Here is a 22,818-nt window from a genome sequence, read left to right on the forward strand (position 1 = left end):
CTTGAAATGGCTCATTTTCTAACTCTATCTTACACTACTTAAGGATCATTGATAAATCCGGTGGATGACTTCCTCGAAATTGGGCTCCTCCATATGAACATCCTCCATATCTCCCCAGCCGCTAACTACACGCAGCATGTCCATCGCCTTCATTTCCTGGCGGTTACAATGAACTGTTAAAACTCCCTCACCCTGCTCCGTAATTTGAAAAGGCAGCTCCCAGCTTTCCGGGACGCTAACCTTTCCACGGTAAGTGATTTTGACAACGGTGGGCAGCCCAATCCGTTCACGCAAGCTGGCTATGGTGCCATCATAACCAAGCTGGCCATGATTAATAACTATAACCCGCTTACACAGCTGCTCAATATCGTCCATATCATGTGTGGTAAGCAGAACCGTTTTGCCGAAATCGCGGTTAAGCGTACGCAGAAAGCCGCGAATATTTCTTTTCGCATCCATATCAAGCCCTATTGTCGGCTCATCGAGAAAAAGAATATCAGGGTCATGGAGCAGCGCCGCGGCTAAGTCCGCCCGCATCCGCTGTCCCAGCGACAGCCTGCGTACCGGAGTATCCATGAACTCGCCAAGCCCGAGCAGCTCCTCCAGCTCTCCCAGCCGCCTGCGCTTAGTCGCATCCTCAATCCGGTACATGGCTGCCAGAATGTCGTAAGAATCCTTCACAGGCAAATCCCACCACAGCTGGCTGCGCTGCCCGAAAACAACGCCCAAATGCCGCACCACCTGACGCCGGTGCTTCTGTGGACTCAAGCCCCGAATCAGAACCTCGCCAGAGCTCGGATGAAGAATGCCGGTAAGCATCTTGATCGTGGTTGATTTGCCTGCACCATTTGGACCGATATAGCCGATAAAATCCCCTTTTTCTATCGTAAAGCTGATGTCGCGAACCGCCTCCTTTTCCCGGTAAGCTCTTGAGAATAAGCTGCGAAGCCCGACAAAACGGCCCTCTCTGACAAGCGGGCTTTTGAATGTTTTTCTTAAATTCGTTACCGTGATCATGATTCACTCCCTCTTCCTCTTATTTCCCTCAACTGCCAGTGCTTTGATAGCGGGATATTCCTATACGCCAAAACAGTAAAGCCAGCATGCAGCAGACAGCCGCAACACCAACCACAGACAGAAGCAGCCAGCTTCCATACTCATTCCTCAATATAAATAGCGATGGTATATAATTAACGAAGCCGACAGGAATAAGAACAAGCAGAACGGTGCTCATCCATTTCGGATATAACACGAGCGGATACTGCGCAGCGGTTCTGGCCGCATCCTCCGTTAACGTTTGCAGCTCCTCCACACGAGTGGTCCAGAACCCGATAGCTGAAGTAGCCAGACCTATAGAGAAGAGAATCACTGAACCGCTCAGCACGATAAGCAGGGTCTGCGGAATAGCGACCCAATCTATTTGTCCGCTGGATATGAGCGCTCTCATAGAGATAAAAAGGATGAGGATACCCTGACCAAACTCGGCAACCAGAAGGCGTACATTCTGGGTCATCAAAGCGAGCAGCAGCGGGATCGGACGAATTAATAAAGCATCCAGATCACCACTCACGAGATATTTCTCCAGATGATGCACATCTGAGGCAAATGTGCGATAGATCGCTTTTGACAGCATAATTACGGCGTATAAGTAACCAACCTCATAAAAGCTCCAATCCTTCACATGCCCGAATTTCATCAGCACGAAAGCAACCATCAGAATTTCCGCTGCACTTACACAAGCTGCCATAAGGGTAGAGAAAACAAAATTGAATTTATACTGCATCCGGCTGCGAATACTGGCACGAACCAGTAGTCCATAGAGCTTAAGCGTACTCATCCTCCCTGCACCTCCAGCTTTCTTCTTACCAGCACAGTCGCAAACAAACATAAAAGAGTAAACCCGATACACCACAAGAGACTTCCAAACAGCACAGTACCCTGCTCCATTTGCAGGTAAATGCGTGTCGGATAATAAAGCAGATAAGGATAGGGCGAATAGAAAGCAATATCGCTTAATCCGCTGGGCAGCCACTCCAAAGGGATAAAAAAACCGGATAACAGCATGCTAAATGCATAATTTACCCAGTAAAGCCAGCGTGATTCAGTTGTCCACATGGCAGCGACGCCAATTAAATAATTTATGCAAATTGAGATGTATGCAGCGAGAACGAGTGCGAGAGCGGTTGTAGCATAGACGGAAGCTTGCTTGGGAATCTGGAGTGAGAACAAGAAGAAGTAAAGGAGATAAATCGGAATGAACTTATACAGAAACTGATAATAAATTTGGCCCCATTCCCGGCTCATTGTCTGATAGAACAGATGCACAGGCCGCATGAGATCGAGCGAAATTTGTCCAGTCCGCACCGACTGTTCGATGCCTAGCCCATTAGTGATGAATAGTGTGATCCAAAGGCTTGCCTGATTAAAGGCTATGTAGCTGACCATTCCCTTAACGCCATATTCTCCAAGAGAGCTATCTGCGCCAAGTCCTGTCCATATGGACACATAAATAAATCCGAATAAAGCACTGGCCACATTATGCAGCATATGCGCGCCCCGATATTGCAGGTTCCTCGCATAAGCCTTCCGTACCAATACGGCAAAAAGCATGCAGCACCTCCATTTTTAAAATTCTACCAGCAGTTCTCTTTTTTGAGAGAAGATTTCTATCTTATCAAAAGCGGTTTTTCTTTGGCAAGCTTTTTTTTCAAATGAAGAAACACGCCTTGTGGCGTCCTTTGAGGAGCATGTTCGTGACGTTCGTGCATGGAGGGAGGAAATGGCTGTGGGCTCCAGCCGCTGTTAAAGATTTCTTCCCTTGAATGAAATGGATGAGAGGGTTGGAACAAATCCTTGAAGTCGGACGCTTCCGCTCTTCCACCTATTCCCATACCCCATCCCCCTTCCCCTTTAACACTTACCACTCACCACTTTCCACTTACCGCTTACCACTTACCACTTACCACTTACCACTTACCACTTACCATTTACCATTTTCAGCTACAATCGTACTAATCGCAGAAACATCAAGCTCAAACAGACAGCCTGCAAGAGTTTTTCTCTTGGTTGGAGGAGATTTCCTAGCTGGTGCAGGCGCTGGGGATGAAGAGCGCGCGCAGCTGAGAAGGATCTGCTACTTTAACGATGTTTTTCATCGTTAAAAGCGCCAGCTCTTCTCCAAATCCTTACTTAACGATGATTTTCATCGTTAAATCCCTGTTTTCCACCCTGAGGGGAGCAACCGACCTCTTTTAACGATGAAAAACATCACTAACGTGATGGATTGACCTCGAAGCACTTGCTTTAACGATGAAAAACATCGTTAAGTCAAGCACATGCTCGTTTCGGCGGAAGGAGGGCTGCTTACCAGCTTATTACTGCTTCTTACTACTTCTTACTACTTCTTACTACTTCTCACATACTTCTTACTAATTCTCACTACTTCTCACATACTTCTAACTACTTCTTACTGCTACTTACTTCTTTTCACTGCTCCTTACTACTTCTTACTGCTCCTTACTGCTCCTTACTGCTCCTTACTACTTATCACTACTTCTTACTACTCTTCTTACTATCATTCCCCCTCCCACATCCCTTCTCTATCTGCTACAAATTGCCGAACGTGCCACGCTCAAACCGATAACGGACTGCCAGCATAAGTTGCTTTCCTGAGTGAAAGGGATAGTGGCGATATGGAATAACTACGCTTACTTTCTGATTCCCTTGAAGATTGAAGGGTGGCTCAAATACTTTATCACTGCAAAGCTAAAAAAGCAGCACTGTGAAATCGCAAATATTCACTTCAGGCATCCCCCAAAAACTTATACTTCCTGGCGCTAATAAACCATAAAAAAACTTCAAACCGCTATTTAAGCAGTTCGAAGCTTTCTTATTTAAAACCCATGCCTTTATTCTATTTTAATTATTCTTCACTTTTCCACATATAGAAATCCTTCTACTTACTGCTTGCTTGAAGAATTCTCCTGCTTATCATCAAACTGAAAGTTAAAAGTAGGAATGGATTCTGTATTTAAAAAGTCCGGATTCATAAATTCTGCCAAATATTGCTTACCGAACAGAAGATCATACTGCACATTGCGGTATGCCTCAACCTCTGACTCCAACTCCTCAGGTACTGTCTTATGGAGCTGCAGATTGGCATCTATGGATAAACCATTAATCATTCCAGGCAGTTTCTTATACAGCTCGTTATTCACCGCGAATTGTCCTGGCTTCTCTATTTGCAATGCATCCAGCACATATCCACCGAGGAAAGAACTGCTGATGATAGGCAGATCATCCTTAGGTAAAGAGAAATTAGACCAGGTTACCAAAGGAATGCTGCGCATTTTCTTTAGCTCCTCAAGCGACCATTCTTCGGGATTATTTGTGCTTATAAAGCCACCTTGTTCATACACTTCATATCCCAGCCCGAGCATCGGCAGATGATCCCCATAAAAAACAATCATAGTAGGCTCATCAGATTGCTCGTAATGGTCGATCAAGAGTTGCAATGCTTTGTCCGCATCATGTGCGCCTTGTGTGTAGGTTTCCAGAATATTCTTGGCGTCAGGAGTTAAATTGCCCGTAGCCTTGATGGGATTGGAACCATAACGGTTATCCGCATACGGACCATGATTCTGCATTGTGACAGCATAAATGAACATAGGGTTTTCAGTTTCATCGATTTCCTTGATAATACTTCGGGAAACCTCATCGTCTGATATAAACGTACCTTTGATTTCCGGTTCCACAAAATAATCCTTGCTTTTAAAGCTCTCAAATCCAAATTCCTTATATACAGTATTACGGCTCCAAAACCAACCCTCATAAGGGTGGATGCCCATACTTTTATAGCCTCTTCCTTCAAATAAGCTTGCTAGCGTTGGCGTCGGCTTATTAATATATTGCTGGTAGGCAATGGAACCGCCTGGAAGAAAGCTTGTTGAGAATCCAGTCAACACTTCGAACTCTACATTGCTGGTCCCCCCGCCAAATTGCGGGGAAAGCATATAACCGGAGCTGTGTTCTTTCTGCAAACGATGGACTGTAGGAATAGGGTCTTCGCTAAAGGTTACATTCGGAAGCAACGTAGGATCCCAGAAAGCTTCATTCATAATAAAAATCACATTAGGCTGCTTCGTGCTGATCTTGCTGCTCATGGAGACAGCGTCCGAAGATTTGGATTGGGCTGTTTCCGTGATCGCTTTGGCTGTGGCTTCAATAGCTTCTTTCTCGTATCCCGATGGTTTGGGTACAATTGAATTTTTCACATTCAAGGTGAACGCTATGGCCAGGCCATTGCTCGAATAGCTCTGCCGCTGATTCCAAACAACTTCATTGACGTCCATTTTACTTACAAGTTTAGCTGCCCATGGTGTTTTGAGAGCTACTGAATACAGGATGAATATGGAGAGCAGGCCAAGGGTAACCCTCATAATCCAATGCATCGAAAGCCGGGGCACAATCAATCTGAGCAGAAAAATACAGATGACGATAACCGACAAGCCCAAAATCTTGATCATCGTTGATGACCCGGAAACTAATGGAATGATGTTCATTCCCTCTTTATTAAGAAGAACATCCCAGGGAAAGAAGGGCTCTCCGATCAGCTTGATCTTAAAAAAATTAATCAATGATACCAGGAACATAAGCATCGTAGTCACTCCCATAGAAACTACAAGAGAGCCTAGCAAACAATAAATGAATAGAAATACAAAAAAATTGATTAAATAATTGACGAAAAATAATTTGTGGTTTAAATTCACCCAATCTAGTGTCAGCGATAATGAGCCCCTCTGGATATACTCAACAGCAATAACTAAGAGCATAGGGACAATTAGTAGAGCAATAATGATCATACTGTATGATTGAAAGCGATTGTTGCCTAGCTTTCCGTAAATCGCTTGTTTAGGTACTGGAAAGGTAAGACGCATTTCTCTAGCACACTCCTCTATCTAAACTGTTTAAAACAATAAAAAAAGAGATAGCACTGCCGCTAACCCGGCACCCTGCAGTCTCTTTCCATTGTAAACTATTTATCTCTTTTACGAAACCTTTACAATCCAATTATTTCTGATCAGCTAGCCAATTCGCCAATATCTGGATCTCCTCGTCCTTCATACTAACACGAAAGCCCGGCATTCCATTTCCACCTTTTTCAATTTGCTTCACGATTTGCTCGGCGCTTAAACGTTCTCCGACTTTTTGCAGATCAGGAGCTTCCATCCTTGGCAAACTGCTTCCATGACAGGTAATACAGAAGTTCTTATAAAGCTCAGTTGCTTTGGCTGTAGTATCGACTGTGGTCTCGCCTGAAGCCGCTGGAGATGGGACTGGTGTCACTTCATTACCGCCAGATTTACTGCACGCTGATATGCCTGAAATTAACAAAATAATGAGGAGCATTGGAAAAGCTATTTTTTTCATAACATCTCTATGTCCCTTTCGTTTCACTTTTGGATTCACTGTTTGTGATTGTGTAAGGTGATACTTCCATCGTAAAGCTCTTCCTGCCTTTGGGTTCAATCGCTGCAGCGGTACCATTAAGGATAGCCTCGGATAAGCCGGAGGTCGGGTAGCTCGAGAAAGGCTCCAAGCCAATATTATAATGCCGTCCGTACCAGGGGTAGTCCACCGTCTCACCAAATTCCTGCCAGAACCATAAGTAAGGGAACTGTTCGGCATCCCATTTCACTTGTATACCTGCCCCTATTCTACTGTTCTCAAGTGCGTATTCCCCTGTTTGGTTAAAGCCCGTCAGATAAGCAATATCTGTTGGCGTTCCTTGAGGCGGCAGTATCGAGAGGTCAACACTTTCACCGTTATGTCCGGCTGCCAGAGGCCATTCGTAATTAGCACCTCGTGCCACTCGGCCAGCCTCACCCGGTCCAGTTGCTTCCGTTACGATTTTAATGCCTTCGGGAACAATAATTTGGCAGCCTTCTTCCAGGAATGGCTTCCCGAACGCCAAATGCTGGCCCCACATATATTGCAGGGGAACATCACTTAAATTTTCCAACTTTTCCTCGATCGTCAAGGTGGATGAGCCTAATACTAACGTCAGCGTTTTCTCTAATAAAAAAGGTACTTTTTTCGTTCTTACTGAAAACAAGACCTGGATACGTTCTGCGCTGTCCTCCACAATCCGGTAAGACCATGGCATATGAGCGACTTCTCCATGCTGACCGAACTGTGCTCCCTTATACACACTTGTCGGGCCTCCATTAGGGAATATTTCCTGCCAGCCACCGGGGTAATAATCTATAAAGTTCGAGATAGGGTCCGATGAAGTGGATACGTAATCCCGCGGGTTCTGCACACCGTTCTCGGAAAGCCACATAAAATCGAGGTCAAGGGGCTTGTATAAATATTCAAAAATTTCTGTTCCTTTATCAGCAAGAATGGAAATGCGCACTTTATCATTCTCCATTACAATGGTTCTCATCCCCAAATAAGTGCCTTGGTCATGTATACGGCAGCCATAATTCCGTTGTTTACGGTATGTATCCAAGTCCCTTCCCCCCATCTAATAAAAGCATCGAAAATCACGCCAAAGCTCCATATATTTACTATGACATTATACCATTACAACGAGAAATCATAAATGCATAAAAATTCCGCCATGGTAAACAATTAGTATGTATCTTTAATTATGTATCCTTTAACATCGAAGGTGATTGCCATTGAGTGAATCAAAATCCGAACTGTTTTTCCAATCCTCGCTCGCAGACAAGGTGAGCTACCTCTCTTCAAAGATGGGTCACAGCAGTGACTTGGTTTCCCGAATCCTCTTCATAGGAGAGTCCCGGCAAATCCAGGCTGCCATTATATTTGTGGCTGGCTTAATCGATTCCAAAGTGATAGGCAATGCCATTGAATCCTTACTCGAAAATAAATATGCCCAGGAATTCAAAGCAAATGACTGGTTCCAGGATGATCTTCCAGATCTGCTGCAGTATATCAGCTTACCCGTTGGGGGCATCCGTAACCTTTATGAGATAAGCTCCTTATTCGAAGCTATGTTATCCGGTGAAGCTATCCTTGTGTTCGATGGACATACAGGCTGCCTCGCTTTAAATACAAAAGGCGGAGAAGAACGAAGCATAGAGGAGCCTTCCACCCAAACGGTCGTACGGGGGCCGCGCGAAGGGTTTACCGAAAATTTGAATACCAATACAGCGCTTGTCCGCAGAAAAATCAAGAATGAAAACTTATGGCTGGAAAAGAAAATCATCGGAACCGTTACGAAAACAGATGTGGCCCTCATGTACATCGAAGGCATTGCAGACAAGAAAGTGGTTGAGGAAGCCCGCATCCGCTTGGATCGGATTGATATAGACGGCATTCTGGAAAGCGGTTATATCGAAGAAATGATTCAGGATGAAACCTACACACCGTTTCCAACCATAATGAATTCCGAACGTCCGGATGTGGTTGCCGCTGCTTTATTGGAGGGGCGCATCGCTATTTTTATCGATGGCACTCCCTTTGTCCTGCTTATTCCCGCTTTATTTATCCAATTTTTCCAGGCAGCAGAGGATTATTACCAAAGATATGACTATGGAATCATTCGCCTATTAAGATTCCTGACGTTCTTTATAGCATTATTAGGTCCGGCTATGTATATCGCAATCACTACCTTTCACCAAGAAACTTTGCCCACACCGCTTCTGATCAGCCTTGCGGCTCAGCGTGAAGGGATTCCTTTCCCAGCCTTTGTGGAAGCCTTGATTATGGAAGTGACCTTCGAGATTTTACGGGAAGCAGGAGTTCGCATGCCCCGCGCAGTCGGTCAGGCCGTTTCTATCGTAGGCGCTCTCGTTCTGGGAGATGCCGCTGTTCAGGCTGGACTTGTTTCCCCCGCTATGGTTATCGTTGTCTCTTTGACTGCACTCTCTAACCTGGTTATCCCTGCTTTCAATCTGGCTATTTCTATTCGTGTACTGCGCTTTGCAATTATGCTGCTTGCTGCCTCCTTCGGCCTATTCGGCATCAGCGCCGCCCTGATCGGGATTGTGCTTCACTTATGCAGCTTGCGTTCGTTCGGAGTTCCGTTTATGTCGCCATTCGCGCCCTTCATCTGGAACGAGCAGCGGGACACACTGATCCGGCTGCCCATCTGGATGATGCACACCAGACCCCGCTTTATCGGGAAGAAAAACAAGGTTCGCGAGCACAACTCAGCACCAAAGAAGCCATCACCATCCTAATGAAATAACAGCATCACCGAATAAGGAGGAGCTTGCTATGTTCAAAAAAATGACGAGCCTTATTCTCGTCGGCCTGCTTGTCCTTCCGCTGACGGGATGCTGGAACCGCAGGGAATTAAATGAGCTTGGCATAACCGTAGGTATCGGTATTGATAAGATAGGCAGCGAATATAAGATAACCGCTCAGGTTGTTGTCCCCAGTCTGGTTGCAGGCAAAGGCGGCAGCGGCGATGGCGGACTGCCTGTCACTATCTTTACGGCAACTAATTCGAGTGTTCTTGAGGCCTTGCGGCAAATGACGACGACAGCTCCCCGCAGAATTTATTTATCGCATTTACGGATGATGATCGTGGGTGAAAGCATGGCCAGGGAAGGCCTGAACGATGTGCTCGATTTTTTCTCACGCAGCCATGAGGTTCGGAGCGATTTCTTTATCGCCATTGCCAAGAAGGATTCCGCCTCCAATATTCTGAAGCTGCTTACTCCCTTAGAAAAAATCCCAGCAAATTCAATGTTCCTGTCCCTTCAGGCGTCTGAAAAGTTTTGGGCCCCAACCAAGGGATTTTACCTGGACGATTTGCTGAATGACTTTTCCATCTCGGGTAATTCTCCTGTCATTACCGGCATTGAAATCAAAGGCAATAAGAGCTTGATCAATCAAGCAGAAAATACAGATAAACTTCTCCCCCCTGTCAAGCTGGAATATGTGGGGCTTGGTGTTTTTAAAAAAGACAAGCTGATCGGCTGGCTAAATCCGAGTGAAAGCAAAGCCTATAATTATATCACTGGAAAAGTGGAGAAAACGGTGGGGCATCTGGATTGCCCTGAGGGCGGCGGGCGTGTGACTATAGAAGTTGTAAGAACGGATACCAAAACCACCAGTCACCTGGTAAATGGGCATCCGGAAATCGACGTCACCATGGACATTGAAGCGGACGTTGGTGAAGTTACTTGTAATATCAAAATGGATGATCCAAAAACAATAACGATGCTCAATGATCTCGGATCAGCCTATCTGAAAAATCTGATGGAGAAAACAGTAGAAAAAGCACAAACGGTCTTCAAGACCGATTTTCTTGGATTTGGATCCGTCATTCATCGCACTCATCCCAAAGAATGGGACAAAATGAAAGATAATTGGAATGAAGAATTCACTTCAATTCCTGTCCATTTTAAAGTTAATCATTATATCCGAAGAGTAGGCAGTATAACGAACACCATTGTAAAAGAAACTAAGGAGTAACCAAATGACTAGAATAGCTGGGTTAATTATTGTCATTCTCTTAATTGCCCTGGTACAGGTTCCAGGTATGCTGCGCAAAAAAATGATCAAGGATTTGGCCGCTTACTCCGTCCTGCTCCTTTTTGGCACAGCCTTATTTATTGGACAGATCCTTCATTTAAAAATTCCAAACCCGGTAGACTTCATTATCTATCTCTTTGAACCGCTGGGCAAAATCATATTCACACCATAGGAAGAGACGGAAAAGGAAGAACCAGCAACCGAAGAAGAGACGGAAACGAGTTAGGAAAGAGCAGGAAAAGGAGTGTGATGGTATGGAGCATCCTCAAATAGGGACAAGACAATTTACTGTACTGGTCATTATGTTCATCGTCGGCAGCTCCATCCTCATGATTCCTGGGGCTATTGCGATGCATGCAAAGCAGGACTCTTGGATTTCTTCGATTCTAGCGGTCGCCGCGGGACTTGGATTAATCGTCCTGTATTGCGCCATCGGGAGTAAATTCCCTGGCAAGACCCTGTTCGAGTACTGCAAAATCCTGCTGGGCAAATGGATTGGCCTCTTTGTCGCGATACAGTTTTTCATCTTTTCCTACCTGCTCGCTGCTTTTATGCTGCGATATATCGGAGACTTCTTAACGACGGAGGTAATGCCGGAAACACCAATTACAGCCATTCTTATTTTGTTTATGGTGATCGTCATTATGGCAGCCTCTCTTGGTCTGGAGGTATTGACACGAGCGGCGGAAATTTTCTTTCCATGGATCGTGCTCTTTTATTTCATCATAGCGGTATTCGTTTCCCCGCAAATCCAAATGATAAATTTACAGCCTATGCTGGAGCATGGCCTTAAACCTGTACTCCAGGGCTCTCTTCCACTGATTTCAATACCTTATCTGGAGCTATCGCTGTTCCTTTTTATATTCCCCAATGTAAAAAATTTAAATAAAAGGCGCCAGGCCTTTCTCATTGGAGGTATCATAGGCGGCTTCTTAATTGTTGTTGTCACATTTCTTTCCATTACGGTGTTAGGGGCCAGTCTTACAATCAGAAACAATTATCCAACCTTTTCTCTCACACAAAAAATCCATGTCGGCAACTTCTTGCAGAGGGTGGAATCCTTACTTGCCGTTATCTGGTTTCTAACCATCTTCTTCAAATCCGCCGTCACCTATTACGTTTCCGCATTGGGACTCGCACAAATATTAAACTTGAAGGATTACCGCACCGTGCTTGTACCACTCGGCGTCATTCTTGTCCCGCTTTCCCTGATCGTTTATCCTGACATTATTTACGGCAACAAATTTTCAGGTCTAGTCTGGACCCCCTACGCGTCTATGTACGGCATTGTACTGCCGGTCCTGCTCCTTATCGTCGCTTTTCTGCGCCGAAAAAAACTAGCTCCACCACCTGACTCTGACTCTGGCTCCGGCTCTAATTCAGATTCTAATTCAGATTCTAATTCTAATTCTAATCTCACTGACACTAGCCCAAATGATTCTGATAATCAGGAAAAGTTGCTTAAACGTTTATTTTGAGAAAGACATTTTGTGGCGCCCTTTGATTATCGTGTTCATTACCTGGGTGCATGGAGGGAGGGGAGGACTGTGGGCTGTGAGCTCCTGTCGCTGTTAAAGATAGTTTTCCCTGATTAGACTTAGGCGGTAAGAACCCATCTTTTAAATGCGGACGGTTTCGTTCTTCCACCCACAGCCCTTTCTCTCTCAGCTACAAATTGCAAGAACACCAAGCTCAAACGGACAACTAGCAAGGGTTTTCTCTTGAATGGAGGAAATCTCCTAGCAGCAAAGGCGCTTGGGATGAAAAGCTGCTACTTTAACGATGTTTTTCATCGCTAAAAACACCAGATCAACTCCACTTCCTTACTTTAACAATGAAAAACATCGTTAAAGTCCCTTTTTACCACCCCAAGAGGCCATCCGGCCTCTTTTAGCGATGAAAATCATCATTAAAGTGACGACTGACCTCGAAAAACTTGCTTTAACGATGAAAAACATCGTTAAGTGAAGCCACACGCTCCATTAGAGGCGGGAGAATTCGATTCGGGGGAGGCGAGCTGATACGTTGGCTGCTATGGGAGGGCTCTTCGTTCCCTTGACTCTACTTGGGAGGTTGGAACACATCTTTAAATGCGGACACTATCGTTCTTCCACCCATGCCCCAGCAATCTAGCCTTTCTCTCAATGGTATATCTTGTAGAGATGCAGCCCACAATTTTCCATCCCAACTGCTCCAAAGTTTTTTATGATAATCCCCATCACTAAGAATAATTCAGAGATTTCCCTGTCACAATCATATCTTCAATATGGTGGGTCAATACGTCAAAATGACCGAAAGGACGTTCAATATCCGAATCGCAGAGAGCGGCAACCCTATTCCCTTTAGCTCTCCAGAAGGCAAACGACCATTGCTCAACCTCGTTCTGAAGCTGGATTACATATCCTTTTAAACCATCATTATATTCGATGATAAACAAAACAGGTTCTTTGACTCTTTCTCACAGATGCCCCACATAATGAACCCGGTAGGTGGCAAGCGCCTCGAGATGCCACTCTTTCTGATCCATCGCTGTCCAAACCTCACTGCCTGTCAATGTGTGAACGGAACATATTCCGCGACAATTACCTCCGCATGGGAATTAAGCCGATATTCCGTAATAATGACTGCTACTTTTTTTCTGGTGTATGTCATTAATCCATTAAAAGGTTCCTTGACGTTCTCACAAGCGCAACCCCCTGTCACCGGATAGGAGGATCCTGTAACATAAGACGCAGCATCTGAAAGCAGAAAAGCGGCAACCTCATTTATTTCATTTGGCCTGCCGCTCCTTCCAATCAAGCTGTTATTTTTCATAGTCGCCTTGAACGATTCCGGTGTTTGCTTCCCCTTTCCCATAAAGATCTGAAATGATTTCCCGCTCGATGAATTCTCCTTGCTCCTTCAAATCACACGCCACTACCCGTGCTCCTCGATCTAGAAATAGTCTCATCGCTTCACTCCCGACTGCACCTAACGCGCCAGTAATACAAATCACTTTATTCTGTAATTGCAGTTCGGACATCCGTAATATCCTCCGTTTCCTCATCCCGCGTACCTGTTAAAATGCCGCCCCTTACTCAGAAAGTAAGGGGCGGCTTCATGAACGCCAATAGTTTTAGGTGTATGGAGTCGAACAATTCATTATCAATGAGATGAATCGGCTAGCTAACGTTTCATTATTTTCACATCATCAATGAATAGAGTCTCATTAGTGTCTATGCCAATCAGTTCGAGCCCAAACATAATCTCATCCCCAACTATAGCTTCCGGCACAGTAAGTTCCAGGTTCAGCTTCTTCCACTCGCCATTGCTGCTCGATGCCGCAACAACTGCACCTTTGGTATTCAGTTCACCACCCAAATTGGCGAACAGCTGTGCTGTACCGCTTGCTGCCGTCCCTGCCGGTGCATAGATGTAGGCTGAAAGCTCATACTGACCAGGCTCTGCAAAGGTAATAAGCTGGTTCGGCCAGGCGATGCCGGTAATCCCGGCAGCCTTCAGGCTATAGCTGCCGCTTCTGGCTTGCTCATTGCTGCGGGACATTGCGCCCACCCAGTCATCATAAAAGTACCTCCACGCCTTCGCATCCACATCTCCTTGTGCTTCAATCTCAAAAGAGAAATTTTCATTAAGTGGTTCCCATACCTTCACCATTTCAATATCATCCATGTAGAGAGACTCGTTGGCGCCGAAGCCCAACAACTCGAGCCCAACCATAATCTCGTTCCCCACTATGGTTTCCGGCACGTTAAGTTTCAGACTCAGCTTCTTCCACTCGCCATTACTGCTCGATGCCGCAACAACTACACCTCTAGTGTTTAGTTCACCACCTAGGTTGGCGAACAATTGTGCTGTACCGCTTGCTTCCGCTCCTGCCGGTGCATAGATGTGGGCCGAAAGCTCATATTGACCAGGCTCAGCAAAGGTAATAAGCTGGTTCGGCCAGGCGATGCCGGTAATCCCAGTCGCCTTCAGGCTGGAGCTGCCGCTTCTGGCTTGCTCATTACTGCGGGACATTTCGCCCACCCATTCATACATGTACCGCCACGGCTTCGCATCCACATCGCCTGCATACCCGATTTCAAAGGAAGTGTTAAGGAGAAGTGATGCTGTTGGATCCGCACTGATCACTATGGCCGGACTATCCTTTGCCTCTCCGTCATCATAGGTAACCTTATATACAATCTGTTGCTCTACTGCTGCAGCCGCTATAACCGGAACGGAGAGCGTCACAGTCTGTGTTTCCTCATCCCACATAAGCTGATTAACAAGCATATCATCAGCAGCTATACCGTTAATGATCGGCTGAACGATAAAATCCTGGGCTACAGGTACATTCGCCGGTACGCCATCGAAAGCGGCAACGATGCTGCCGTTTGTCCCTGTTACTCCTGTCAATTGGATCTCGTCTGCTTCCGACCATTCCTTCAATTGGAAGTTATCTGCATATACCCAGCCGTCGCCTGGATCTTTATAGATAACGATCGTTGCATGAGAGAATCCGGCCGGCGGAGTAAACCGGATTTTAATCCGTGTGTACGTTTGGGGAATGACCGTAATCCGAGAGCCGGTCAACCCGATTCCGGGTACATTCCAGAAATTCATCCCAACCAGATTGAGTACCCCGGCATTTCCCTCTACCTTGGCATCGAACGATAATTCATATTGTTTTCCGCTTTCCACGAAGACCGTTTGCTCCACGCTACTCCTGTTGACTCTGATCGCTTTGCTACCGGCTGCAGCATCATCCACCAGTTCTGCCACTGTGTCCGGAAAGTCATACCAAGAAGTGAGCCCTTCTTCAAACCCGGGATTCCTTACTCCTGCCCCGTAAGAGGCAGTGGTGATCTTGTAAGCCAATTGTTGAATTTCCGGCACTGGCGAATCCTTCCATTGTTCAAGCTGATTGTGAATTTCGCTATCTGGATTTTGAGAGATCCACCTTGCTAATGCCCATATTTCATTATTGGACACCACTTCCCATTTTAACGGCTGAAGAGTTTGCAAATAGACATCATCAGTATTGAAGCCATCAACCATGGCATAACGACTATTCATAAGCTCGATTTTTTCAACTGCATGATCAAGGATAGCCTGGGCTTCTGCATCACTTGTCGGATCGGCAACAACGATTCCCTGGTCCACATAGCTTGCTTTTGATATCTCATAGTATTCAAACATATGCAGCAAATCTCGGGCACGTTTTTCCTGTGCTGGTGTTTCCGTCTTACTGATAGCAGATTCCAGCAGTCGGCGGCTCTCTTCCAAGTCTTCTAATTTCAAATCGGACAGGTATGCCGCAGAATACAAAGGTAAAAAATTTGTCCTCTGTGTGCTATTTTTCCAGGCAAGGTACCACTGCGTTTCATAGATATCTTCTTCCCAGAACCTCTGCCAGATCTCATAATAGGCCTTCACATCCGCTGCAGCTGCAGCACCTACTGCGCGCTCATACCATTCCTCAAGGATAGTATCTTTATCCAGGCCCGGATCCCATTGAAGCTTCGCAGACAGGTATGGCTTGGGACCTTCTCCGAAATTCGGAAACAGCTCACTGAAATAAGCATTTACCCCTATTGATTCCGCATAACGATATTGGTCCTCCATTAATTGATAGGCATTGCGCGGAGCCACGTATGGCGCACCGTACACATAGTCATAGAAAGCTACTGTAGCCCCTGTTTCTGCCCATCCCTCGGACAGGGTATGCCCTAACTGTCTCATGTCAGGATCCCCCCAAGACAGGCGGTCATCTGTTATAAAGACAACAACACGCGGGTCAAGCTCGACATTTGTCGGTGGATCATATACGTTAAAGTAAGCGTATGTCCCTAAGTATTTATCCGGATGCTCCTCAAACACACCTATCGACACCTCATTTACCCAGTCAAAGAAAATATTCGACATATCTACCATTCCAAGCGAGTTGTAGGTTACATTATCTCCGTAATCTTCCTTACAGAATTGAGTAGTGTCATTGATTCCGATGGAATACGAGGTCGCTTCCGGATGTTGATCGAAATATGCATTAATGACTTCAATGGATTCCTCCACGATCCCTTCCGCTTTAAAGCAAGGCTGCCAAGTATGGTCTAATGACAGGTCTGCACCCTCAGGGTAAAATTGCGGATGTGACTCCAGATATTTACTCGGTGGGAGCAAATTGTACAAATTGTGTGCAAATTCCACTTTGAAGTTCATCCTCATATCTCTCATCCAGCGTGTCCGCGCAGCGTTGCCCACGGTCTCAAATGATCGGGAGAAAAATGCCGGTTCTTCACGAATCGTATCCTGGAGTAAAACTGAAAGGTTATCATGTACAGGCACATCTTCCCAATCCGGTCCTGGCATGAGCCAGCGGACACCGATGTAGCGCTCCAAAAACTCGTCGACACCAAACTCGGTTCCCCACGATGTAGGACCCGCGATCGTGATCCGATTGCCATTGGGATGAATGACAAAGCCATCGCTATCCACGCCTTCCAGCAGCAATTGATGCTCCGGGGTTGTTAATCCTTGCATGCCAATATAAATTTGTGTACCCGTACCCAAATCGGCAGGCTCCATTGTACCCGTTTGTTCTTGCTCCTCAAGCTCTTCCCCGGCATCGGTACGAATAAGCTTCACATCGTCAATATATACGGACTCATTGGCTGCGAAGCCCAACAGCTCAAGTCCAAACATAATCTCGTTGCCCACTATGGCTTCTGGTACGATAAGCTCCAGACTCAGCTTCTTCCACTCACCACCGCTGCTCGATGCCGCAACAACTGCACCTCTGGTATTCATCTCGCCTCCGTCACCGCCCAGATTGGCGAACAACTGTGCCGTACCGCTTGCTGCCGCCCCTGCCGGGACATAGATGTAGGCTGATAGCTCATATTGACCAGGTTCGGCAAAAGTAATTAGCTGGTTCGGCCAGGCGATGCCGGTAATCCCTGCAGCCTTCAGGCTATAGCCGCCGCTTCTGGCTTGCTCATTGCTGCGGGACATTTGGCCTGCCCATTCATAAAAGTACCGCCACGGCTTCGCATCGGCGTCCCCTGCATACCCAATTTCAAAAGAACCATTTACACTCAACGCCCCCTGGCTGTTGCCCGGAATCGTTAATATCGTACTATGTATAGGATCACGATCTTTATAAGTGACCTTATATTGAACAGCTTGCTCCTTGTTTAAGTTTTCAAGAGAGTGGATGATTAGCTTGCCGGTATTGGCAGCTTCATTCCAGATCACTTCAAGTGGGCTGTAGGCAAGCGTTTCTATGCCGTCTATTACAGCTTGCACTTTAAAATCCGCCACTGTCGGCGGCAATTCCAATCGCTCAATCGGTTCATACTGCAAGCTCCCATTGGACGCGATCAACTTTTCCGTCGTGTTATTATCCACAACGAGTGGAAGCTCGACACCTGTTGACTGCTTAACATAACGAATCAATTTATCTGCTGCTTCTCTCGTCTGTAAATCCGCAGTGTCACTTACAATGACGGATGCCTTGGCAAGATTGTTCTCAACGACTGGCAGTGGACCATTCGTCTCCGGTTCTGGTTCTGGATATGTTCCAGAAGAGATCACGCCTTTAACTGTATCCTCCACTTGCCGCTCTTGCACAACAAGCTTGCCTTCGATCGTTGCGGTTACACTTGTGCCAAACTTTACCTTGGCAGGCCATTTGCTTAATGTCGAGCCGCTTTTATTCAGCTCTGCCGTGAGGATCAACCCATCGACGCTAACATCAGCCGCCTCATCAAGCGTCAAGCGTGCAACCGTAGTAATCTCAGCAATCGCGAGCTTGACTCCCTTCAGGGAATTGTAAACCTGTTTAAATTGGCCCTGCAAAAAAATCTTAATTGGCACAGATTGAGCTCCCCCGCCAATCGCAACATCGCCAAAGCCTTCATAACCTTCAGCAAGCTGCTGTTCCTTAAGGGCAGCTCCAGTCAACAGTTCAATCTTTGGAATATGGCTGCTGCCAGCCGCAACTATCTCAATATCAGCGTTCGACTTATTTACATGAATTAAACCGCCGATTGTCGTATCAAGAAGTTCCAAGCGTCCTCCGCCATAAATAAATACATTGCCTTTTACAGTGACGCCTGTGAGCGAAATTCCCCCGTCATCTGCACCCTGGGTAATGTATAAGTCTCCCGCCACAACCATATCTGACAATGTTGTACTTCCACCCTGAATAATAACGTTCCCTTTTGCACTCTCATTCAGCACTTCATTTGCTCTCACTAACATTCCGGTAACATTGTCCATCATTTGAACGGCTTCTGATCGCGTAATACTCGCTTTAGGCTTGAATAAGCCCCCTGCATTGCCTTTTACGTACCCTTGTTTCTGCATAAGCCCAACAGCTGGCCGAGCATAGGAGGAAATTTGGGGGGCATCGGCAAATGCAGATGTGCCTTCATCGCTAACTTTCATCTGAAAAGCACGAGCTACCATAACAGTTGCATCTTCACGGGTAAGTAAAGCTAGCGGGGTAAACTTGTTTCCAACCACACCCTCTATAACTCCAGCATGGTATGCACGCAGCACAGCCCCGAAATACCACGCATCTGCTGACACATCTTTAAAGGGCTGGTCGTCCAGCTTGGCGTATTCAGGAAAGTTAAACACCCGATCGATCAATGTAACAAACTCTGAACGGGTTATCGTGCGGTCCGGAAAATATTGGCCGGATGAATAACCACTCAGCAGCCCCAATTGTATCCATTTTTCCATGACTGGCTGTGACCAGTGCCCTGATAAATCTGTCTGTGTCCCGCTATTGTCAGGCAGGCTGTCAGCCGCTGAGATTGACGGGGTGATCAAGGAGCAGAGCAGGCTTAGAACTAGCAAACAGCAAAGTAACCTTCGATCGATTATTCTAATCATAAAATTTCACACCTCATTTTCGTTTTTAAGTGCCCCTCTTTGACACAATCATTGAAATAAATGTTATTTTCTGAAATCAGATTGTACCTCTGTTGCTATCAGTTCCAGATGATTATCGGTTAATCGCAGTCGTGTCCGCTCTGCCTGATCGCCGGTCAGACGTATAAATACCGTCGCCGCCGCGTCGACCTTCATGCCCGCCACTTCAACTTCCCCCGCCTGATGCAATGCGATCACCGGAACATCAGCATTACCGCCATATGCTGCTCCCTGGACGCGATGCAATACGAGTTGCTCGATATGCTCGGCTTGCAACAGACTCCAGCAGTCTGGCAGCGCATTATCTGTCCAACGTACGCGCACCTGATGAAAACCGATCGATTTCACATGGCGGATATAAATATGATAGGGTGCAAAATGATGATACGCGTATCCTGTGATATCCTCGGGAATCCCCAATCCATATTTTTTCTTTCGCGGCGTTATTTCAAATTGCGACTGGGCAATCTGTACCTGCTCGATGCAGTCGCCGGGTTGCCCGACAACCGTACAGACTCCATTCGCTTCAGCGATCACTTGACTGATTGAAATTCGGCGGATGCTTCCCCGATTTGTCATCAGAAAAAACGGCACGCCCTCAATATTCATCCGCAGCGTAATCCCCGTTACAACAACTCCAGCGATTTCCCCATCCTCCGCTGTGAGGTTGATAAAACCGGCTGCTTCAGAGACAGAACAATTGGAGATGACAATCTGACTTACCAGGGAATACACACGCTCCGTAATCCACGGATCCAGTCCTGTGTAGATCCGAAAGCAATTGACCGAAGTATGAAATGTACAATTCGTGATCGTCATATAGCTGGCCGCTTGCGTTCCATTGGCATCAATCGCGATCGCATCGTCTCCGGTCTGAAAATGCGAATTCGCAATCGTTACGTAGCGACAGGAGCTTAGATGGAAGCCGTCGGTATTCGGTCCTCGCAAATCGTTGCTAATAGTCACTCCGTTGATATTTACACGATTGCAGTCGATCAGCCAGCCCGCATACACAGAACTGTGACTGATTGTGATTCCCTCAATCAGCACATCTTCACAATGCTCGAACAATAACGACATCGGTCGCCAGTCCTTCGGCCAGTAGGCGATCAGGGTTGATTCCGAGCTGTTACCTGCTCCCTCTTTGGCTATCCAGAACGATTGATCCTGCCCGTCCAATCGGCCCCGACCGCTGATCGTGACTCCCGAAACGCCGATTGCACAAATATTACCGGGATAAGCTGTCGGATTGCCTGTACGCTGATAAACGTTTACCATCTCATAATGCTGTCGATCCGTACTAGCCAGCAGCACCGCGCCTGCATCCAGAACCAGCGATATATAGCTCCTCAAGTAAATCGTACCGATCAAATACCGTCCTGCCGGTACGAACACCATTCCGCCGCCTTCTGCTGCGCAAGCGTCGATCGTCTGCTGAAACGAATGCGTTGCGGGTACAATCCCGTCGCCAACCGCTCCAAAAGCGACCACATCATAGCTCTTCATTGCCCTCTTCCTTTCTTCCTGCCGCACGCCGTACGGTTACTCTTTCACGCTTCCCAGCACGATCCCTTTCACAAAATACCTTTGTAAAAACGGATACACCAGCAGCACAGGCAGCGCCCCTAAAAAGATTTGCGCCGCTTTAGCCGTTCTATCACTGATCGATGCCAGATTTTGAAAATCATTGCCGTTTATTTTGGTCAGATCCATTCCCTTGATAACGGTGTACAAATAGGTGGCCAACGGGTATTTATCCGGAGAATTCATGAGGATTAGGCCATCAAACCAGGAATTCCATTGTGTGACGATCATGAACAGTCCGACCGTTGCCAGTGCCGGTGTCGAAGCAGGCAGAGAAATACTCCACATCGCGCGCCAATAACCAGCGCCATCCATAAAAGCAGACTCCTCCATTTCTTTGGGCAATGCACGGAAAAAGTTCAACAGCAAAATAATGTTAAACACCGGCAATGCCGAAGGGAGAATCAACGCCCAGATGCTATCCAGAATACCAATGTACTTGATTGTCATATACCACGGAATCAATCCGCCGCTGAAGATCATCGTAACCACAAAAAACCAGGCGTAAATCGCACGAAACTTGAACGTTTCTTTCTCTTTGGACAGCGGATAAGCACAAAGAATCGTCAGAATCATACCCAGCGTCGTGGCCAACACCACTCTGATCAGCGTCACAACCATTGAACGAAGAAATTCCGGTTTATTCAAAATAAACGAATAGGAATCTGTAGTGAACTCCACCGGCCAAAACTTGACTAATCCCGCTGCAGCTGCGCTACTGGTACTAAACGAAACAGCCAAAATATGAATAATCGGGACTACACAACAGAAGGCAATTGTCGTTAAGAAAAATAAATTAAATACATGAAAGGTATAGTTGCTGAATGTTTTTCTTTCGAGCATGACTGCCTCCTTAAAAAATCCGATAATTCATAAACTTGTACGCCGTCCAGTAGGAGATGGAGATTAACAGCATTGCAATGACCGATTTAAACATGCCGATCGCCGTAGCCAAACCGTACTGGAAATCAATCATACCCATCCGGTACACAAAGGTATCGAGAATGTCACCGCTTGTATATACTGCCGGATTATATAAATTAAACACCTGATCAAATCCGGCATTCAGTACATTCCCAAGACTTAACGTCGCCAGCAGCACAATGATCGTTCTCATCCCAGGCAACGTTATATGCCACATCTGTCTCCGGCGTCCGGCCCCGTCGATAACAGCTGCTTCATACAAGGAAGGATTAACACTCGTAATCGCTGCCAAGTATACGATCGTGTTAAAACCAAATTCCTTCCACACATCTGATACGATAAGTACTGTCGGAAACCATGCGTTGCGGCTGAGAAAAGAGATCCGATCGACACCGACTGAATGCAGCAGCTGATTGATAATCCCATCCAGCGATAAAATATCTGTTAAAATGCCGCCTAGAATAACCCACGACAGAAAGTGCGGCAAGTAAATCAGCGTCTGATAGCTGCGCTTCAGAAAATGAATCCGCACTTCGTTAAGCAGCAAAGCAACAAAAATGGGCACGATCAACCCAGCTAAAATTTTCATCGAAGCGATCGAGAGGGTATTGCTCAGCACAATGGAGAAATCAGGCAGTGAGAAAGCGAATTTGAAGTTGTCCAGCCCGATCCAGCTTGAACCGAACAAACCGTTTACTGGAAAAAACCGTTGAAACGCGATGACAATCCCCACCATCGGCGCATAGCTGAATACAAGCGCAAATATTACCCCGGGTATGAGCATTACGTGCAACGGGTACTGTTTAGTATAAATTTTGTTCATAATGCGCTCCTGTCTCGTTGTCAGGCTATTGAAAAGAGGAGGGAGATTTT

General features: G+C 46.3%; 17 protein-coding genes. 4 read left to right on the top strand and 13 right to left on the bottom strand.

The window, feature by feature from the left end; genetic code table 11:
• Positions 1 to 45: 45 nt before the first annotated feature.
• The 6 genes from J2Z66_RS19370 to J2Z66_RS19395 all read right to left on the bottom strand — a co-directional run bounded on the left by J2Z66_RS19370 (position 46) and on the right by J2Z66_RS19395 (position 7,513).
• Entirely contained in the window at positions 46 to 1,017 is a 972-nt protein-coding gene (locus J2Z66_RS19370; RefSeq protein WP_209973396.1) for an ABC transporter ATP-binding protein, read from the bottom strand.
• Between the two features lie 28 nt (positions 1,018 to 1,045).
• On the bottom strand, positions 1,046 to 1,837 hold the full coding sequence (locus J2Z66_RS19375) for an ABC transporter permease (protein WP_209973398.1): 792 nt from the start codon (positions 1,835 to 1,837) through the stop codon (positions 1,046 to 1,048).
• A complete protein-coding gene (locus J2Z66_RS19380; protein ID WP_209973400.1) occupies positions 1,834 to 2,610 on the bottom strand; it encodes an ABC transporter permease in 777 nt (258 codons plus the stop codon). Before J2Z66_RS19380 ends, J2Z66_RS19375 begins: the two co-directional genes overlap by 4 nt.
• Positions 2,611 to 3,959: 1,349 nt before the next feature.
• On the bottom strand, positions 3,960 to 5,936 hold the full coding sequence (locus J2Z66_RS19385; protein WP_209973402.1) for an LTA synthase family protein: 1,977 nt from the start codon (positions 5,934 to 5,936) through the stop codon (positions 3,960 to 3,962).
• A gap of 133 nt (positions 5,937 to 6,069) precedes the next feature.
• Positions 6,070 to 6,429, bottom strand: a complete 360-nt coding sequence (locus J2Z66_RS19390; protein ID WP_209973404.1) for a c-type cytochrome — start codon at positions 6,427 to 6,429, stop codon at positions 6,070 to 6,072.
• Between the two features lie 7 nt (positions 6,430 to 6,436).
• On the bottom strand, positions 6,437 to 7,513 hold the full coding sequence (locus J2Z66_RS19395; protein WP_209973406.1) for a DUF4432 family protein: 1,077 nt from the start codon (positions 7,511 to 7,513) through the stop codon (positions 6,437 to 6,439).
• A 172-nt stretch (positions 7,514 to 7,685) separates the two neighbouring features.
• On the opposite strand from J2Z66_RS19395, the gene J2Z66_RS19400 reads away from it, so the two are divergent.
• The 4 genes from J2Z66_RS19400 to J2Z66_RS19415 all read left to right on the top strand — a co-directional run bounded on the left by J2Z66_RS19400 (position 7,686) and on the right by J2Z66_RS19415 (position 11,993).
• Entirely contained in the window at positions 7,686 to 9,212 is a 1,527-nt protein-coding gene (locus tag J2Z66_RS19400; RefSeq protein ID WP_245375672.1) for a spore germination protein, read from the top strand.
• A gap of 37 nt (positions 9,213 to 9,249) precedes the next feature.
• Entirely contained in the window at positions 9,250 to 10,455 is a 1,206-nt protein-coding gene (locus J2Z66_RS19405) for a Ger(x)C family spore germination protein (RefSeq protein WP_209973408.1), read from the top strand.
• A 4-nt stretch (positions 10,456 to 10,459) separates the two neighbouring features.
• Complete coding sequence (locus J2Z66_RS19410; RefSeq protein ID WP_209973410.1) at positions 10,460 to 10,687, top strand: hypothetical protein; 228 nt, start codon at positions 10,460 to 10,462, stop codon at positions 10,685 to 10,687.
• 82 nt (positions 10,688 to 10,769) lie between these two features.
• Positions 10,770 to 11,993 (top strand): GerAB/ArcD/ProY family transporter, encoded by a 1,224-nt coding sequence (locus J2Z66_RS19415; protein ID WP_209973412.1) that lies wholly within the window; start codon positions 10,770 to 10,772, stop codon positions 11,991 to 11,993.
• A 743-nt stretch (positions 11,994 to 12,736) separates the two neighbouring features.
• On the opposite strand, the gene J2Z66_RS19420 is transcribed toward J2Z66_RS19415, so the two are convergent.
• From J2Z66_RS19420 to J2Z66_RS19450, 7 genes are all read right to left on the bottom strand, one after another.
• Complete coding sequence (locus J2Z66_RS19420) at positions 12,737 to 12,952, bottom strand: hypothetical protein (RefSeq protein ID WP_209973413.1); 216 nt, start codon at positions 12,950 to 12,952, stop codon at positions 12,737 to 12,739.
• 113 nt (positions 12,953 to 13,065) lie between these two features.
• A complete protein-coding gene (locus J2Z66_RS44110; RefSeq protein WP_376774441.1) occupies positions 13,066 to 13,371 on the bottom strand; it encodes an SDR family oxidoreductase in 306 nt (101 codons plus the stop codon).
• Positions 13,319 to 13,537, bottom strand: a complete 219-nt coding sequence (locus tag J2Z66_RS19430) for a hypothetical protein (protein WP_209973416.1) — start codon at positions 13,535 to 13,537, stop codon at positions 13,319 to 13,321. The genes J2Z66_RS44110 and J2Z66_RS19430 overlap by 53 nt, the downstream gene beginning before the upstream one ends.
• A 143-nt stretch (positions 13,538 to 13,680) precedes the next feature.
• Positions 13,681 to 19,398, bottom strand: a complete 5,718-nt coding sequence (locus J2Z66_RS19435; RefSeq protein ID WP_209973418.1) for a DUF4838 domain-containing protein — start codon at positions 19,396 to 19,398, stop codon at positions 13,681 to 13,683.
• Between the two features lie 63 nt (positions 19,399 to 19,461).
• Positions 19,462 to 20,943, bottom strand: coding sequence for a glycoside hydrolase family 28 protein (locus J2Z66_RS19440; protein ID WP_209973419.1), 1,482 nt, complete (start codon positions 20,941 to 20,943; stop codon positions 19,462 to 19,464).
• A gap of 36 nt (positions 20,944 to 20,979) precedes the next feature.
• Entirely contained in the window at positions 20,980 to 21,864 is an 885-nt protein-coding gene (locus J2Z66_RS19445) for a carbohydrate ABC transporter permease (RefSeq protein WP_209973421.1), read from the bottom strand.
• 10 nt (positions 21,865 to 21,874) lie between these two features.
• On the bottom strand, positions 21,875 to 22,768 hold the full coding sequence (locus J2Z66_RS19450) for an ABC transporter permease (protein WP_209973423.1): 894 nt from the start codon (positions 22,766 to 22,768) through the stop codon (positions 21,875 to 21,877).
• Positions 22,769 to 22,818: the final 50 nt, after the last annotated feature.

Source organism: Paenibacillus eucommiae, from assembly GCF_017874215.1.
GTDB classification, from domain to species: Bacteria; Bacillota; Bacilli; order Paenibacillales; family NBRC-103111; genus Paenibacillus_AI; species Paenibacillus_AI eucommiae.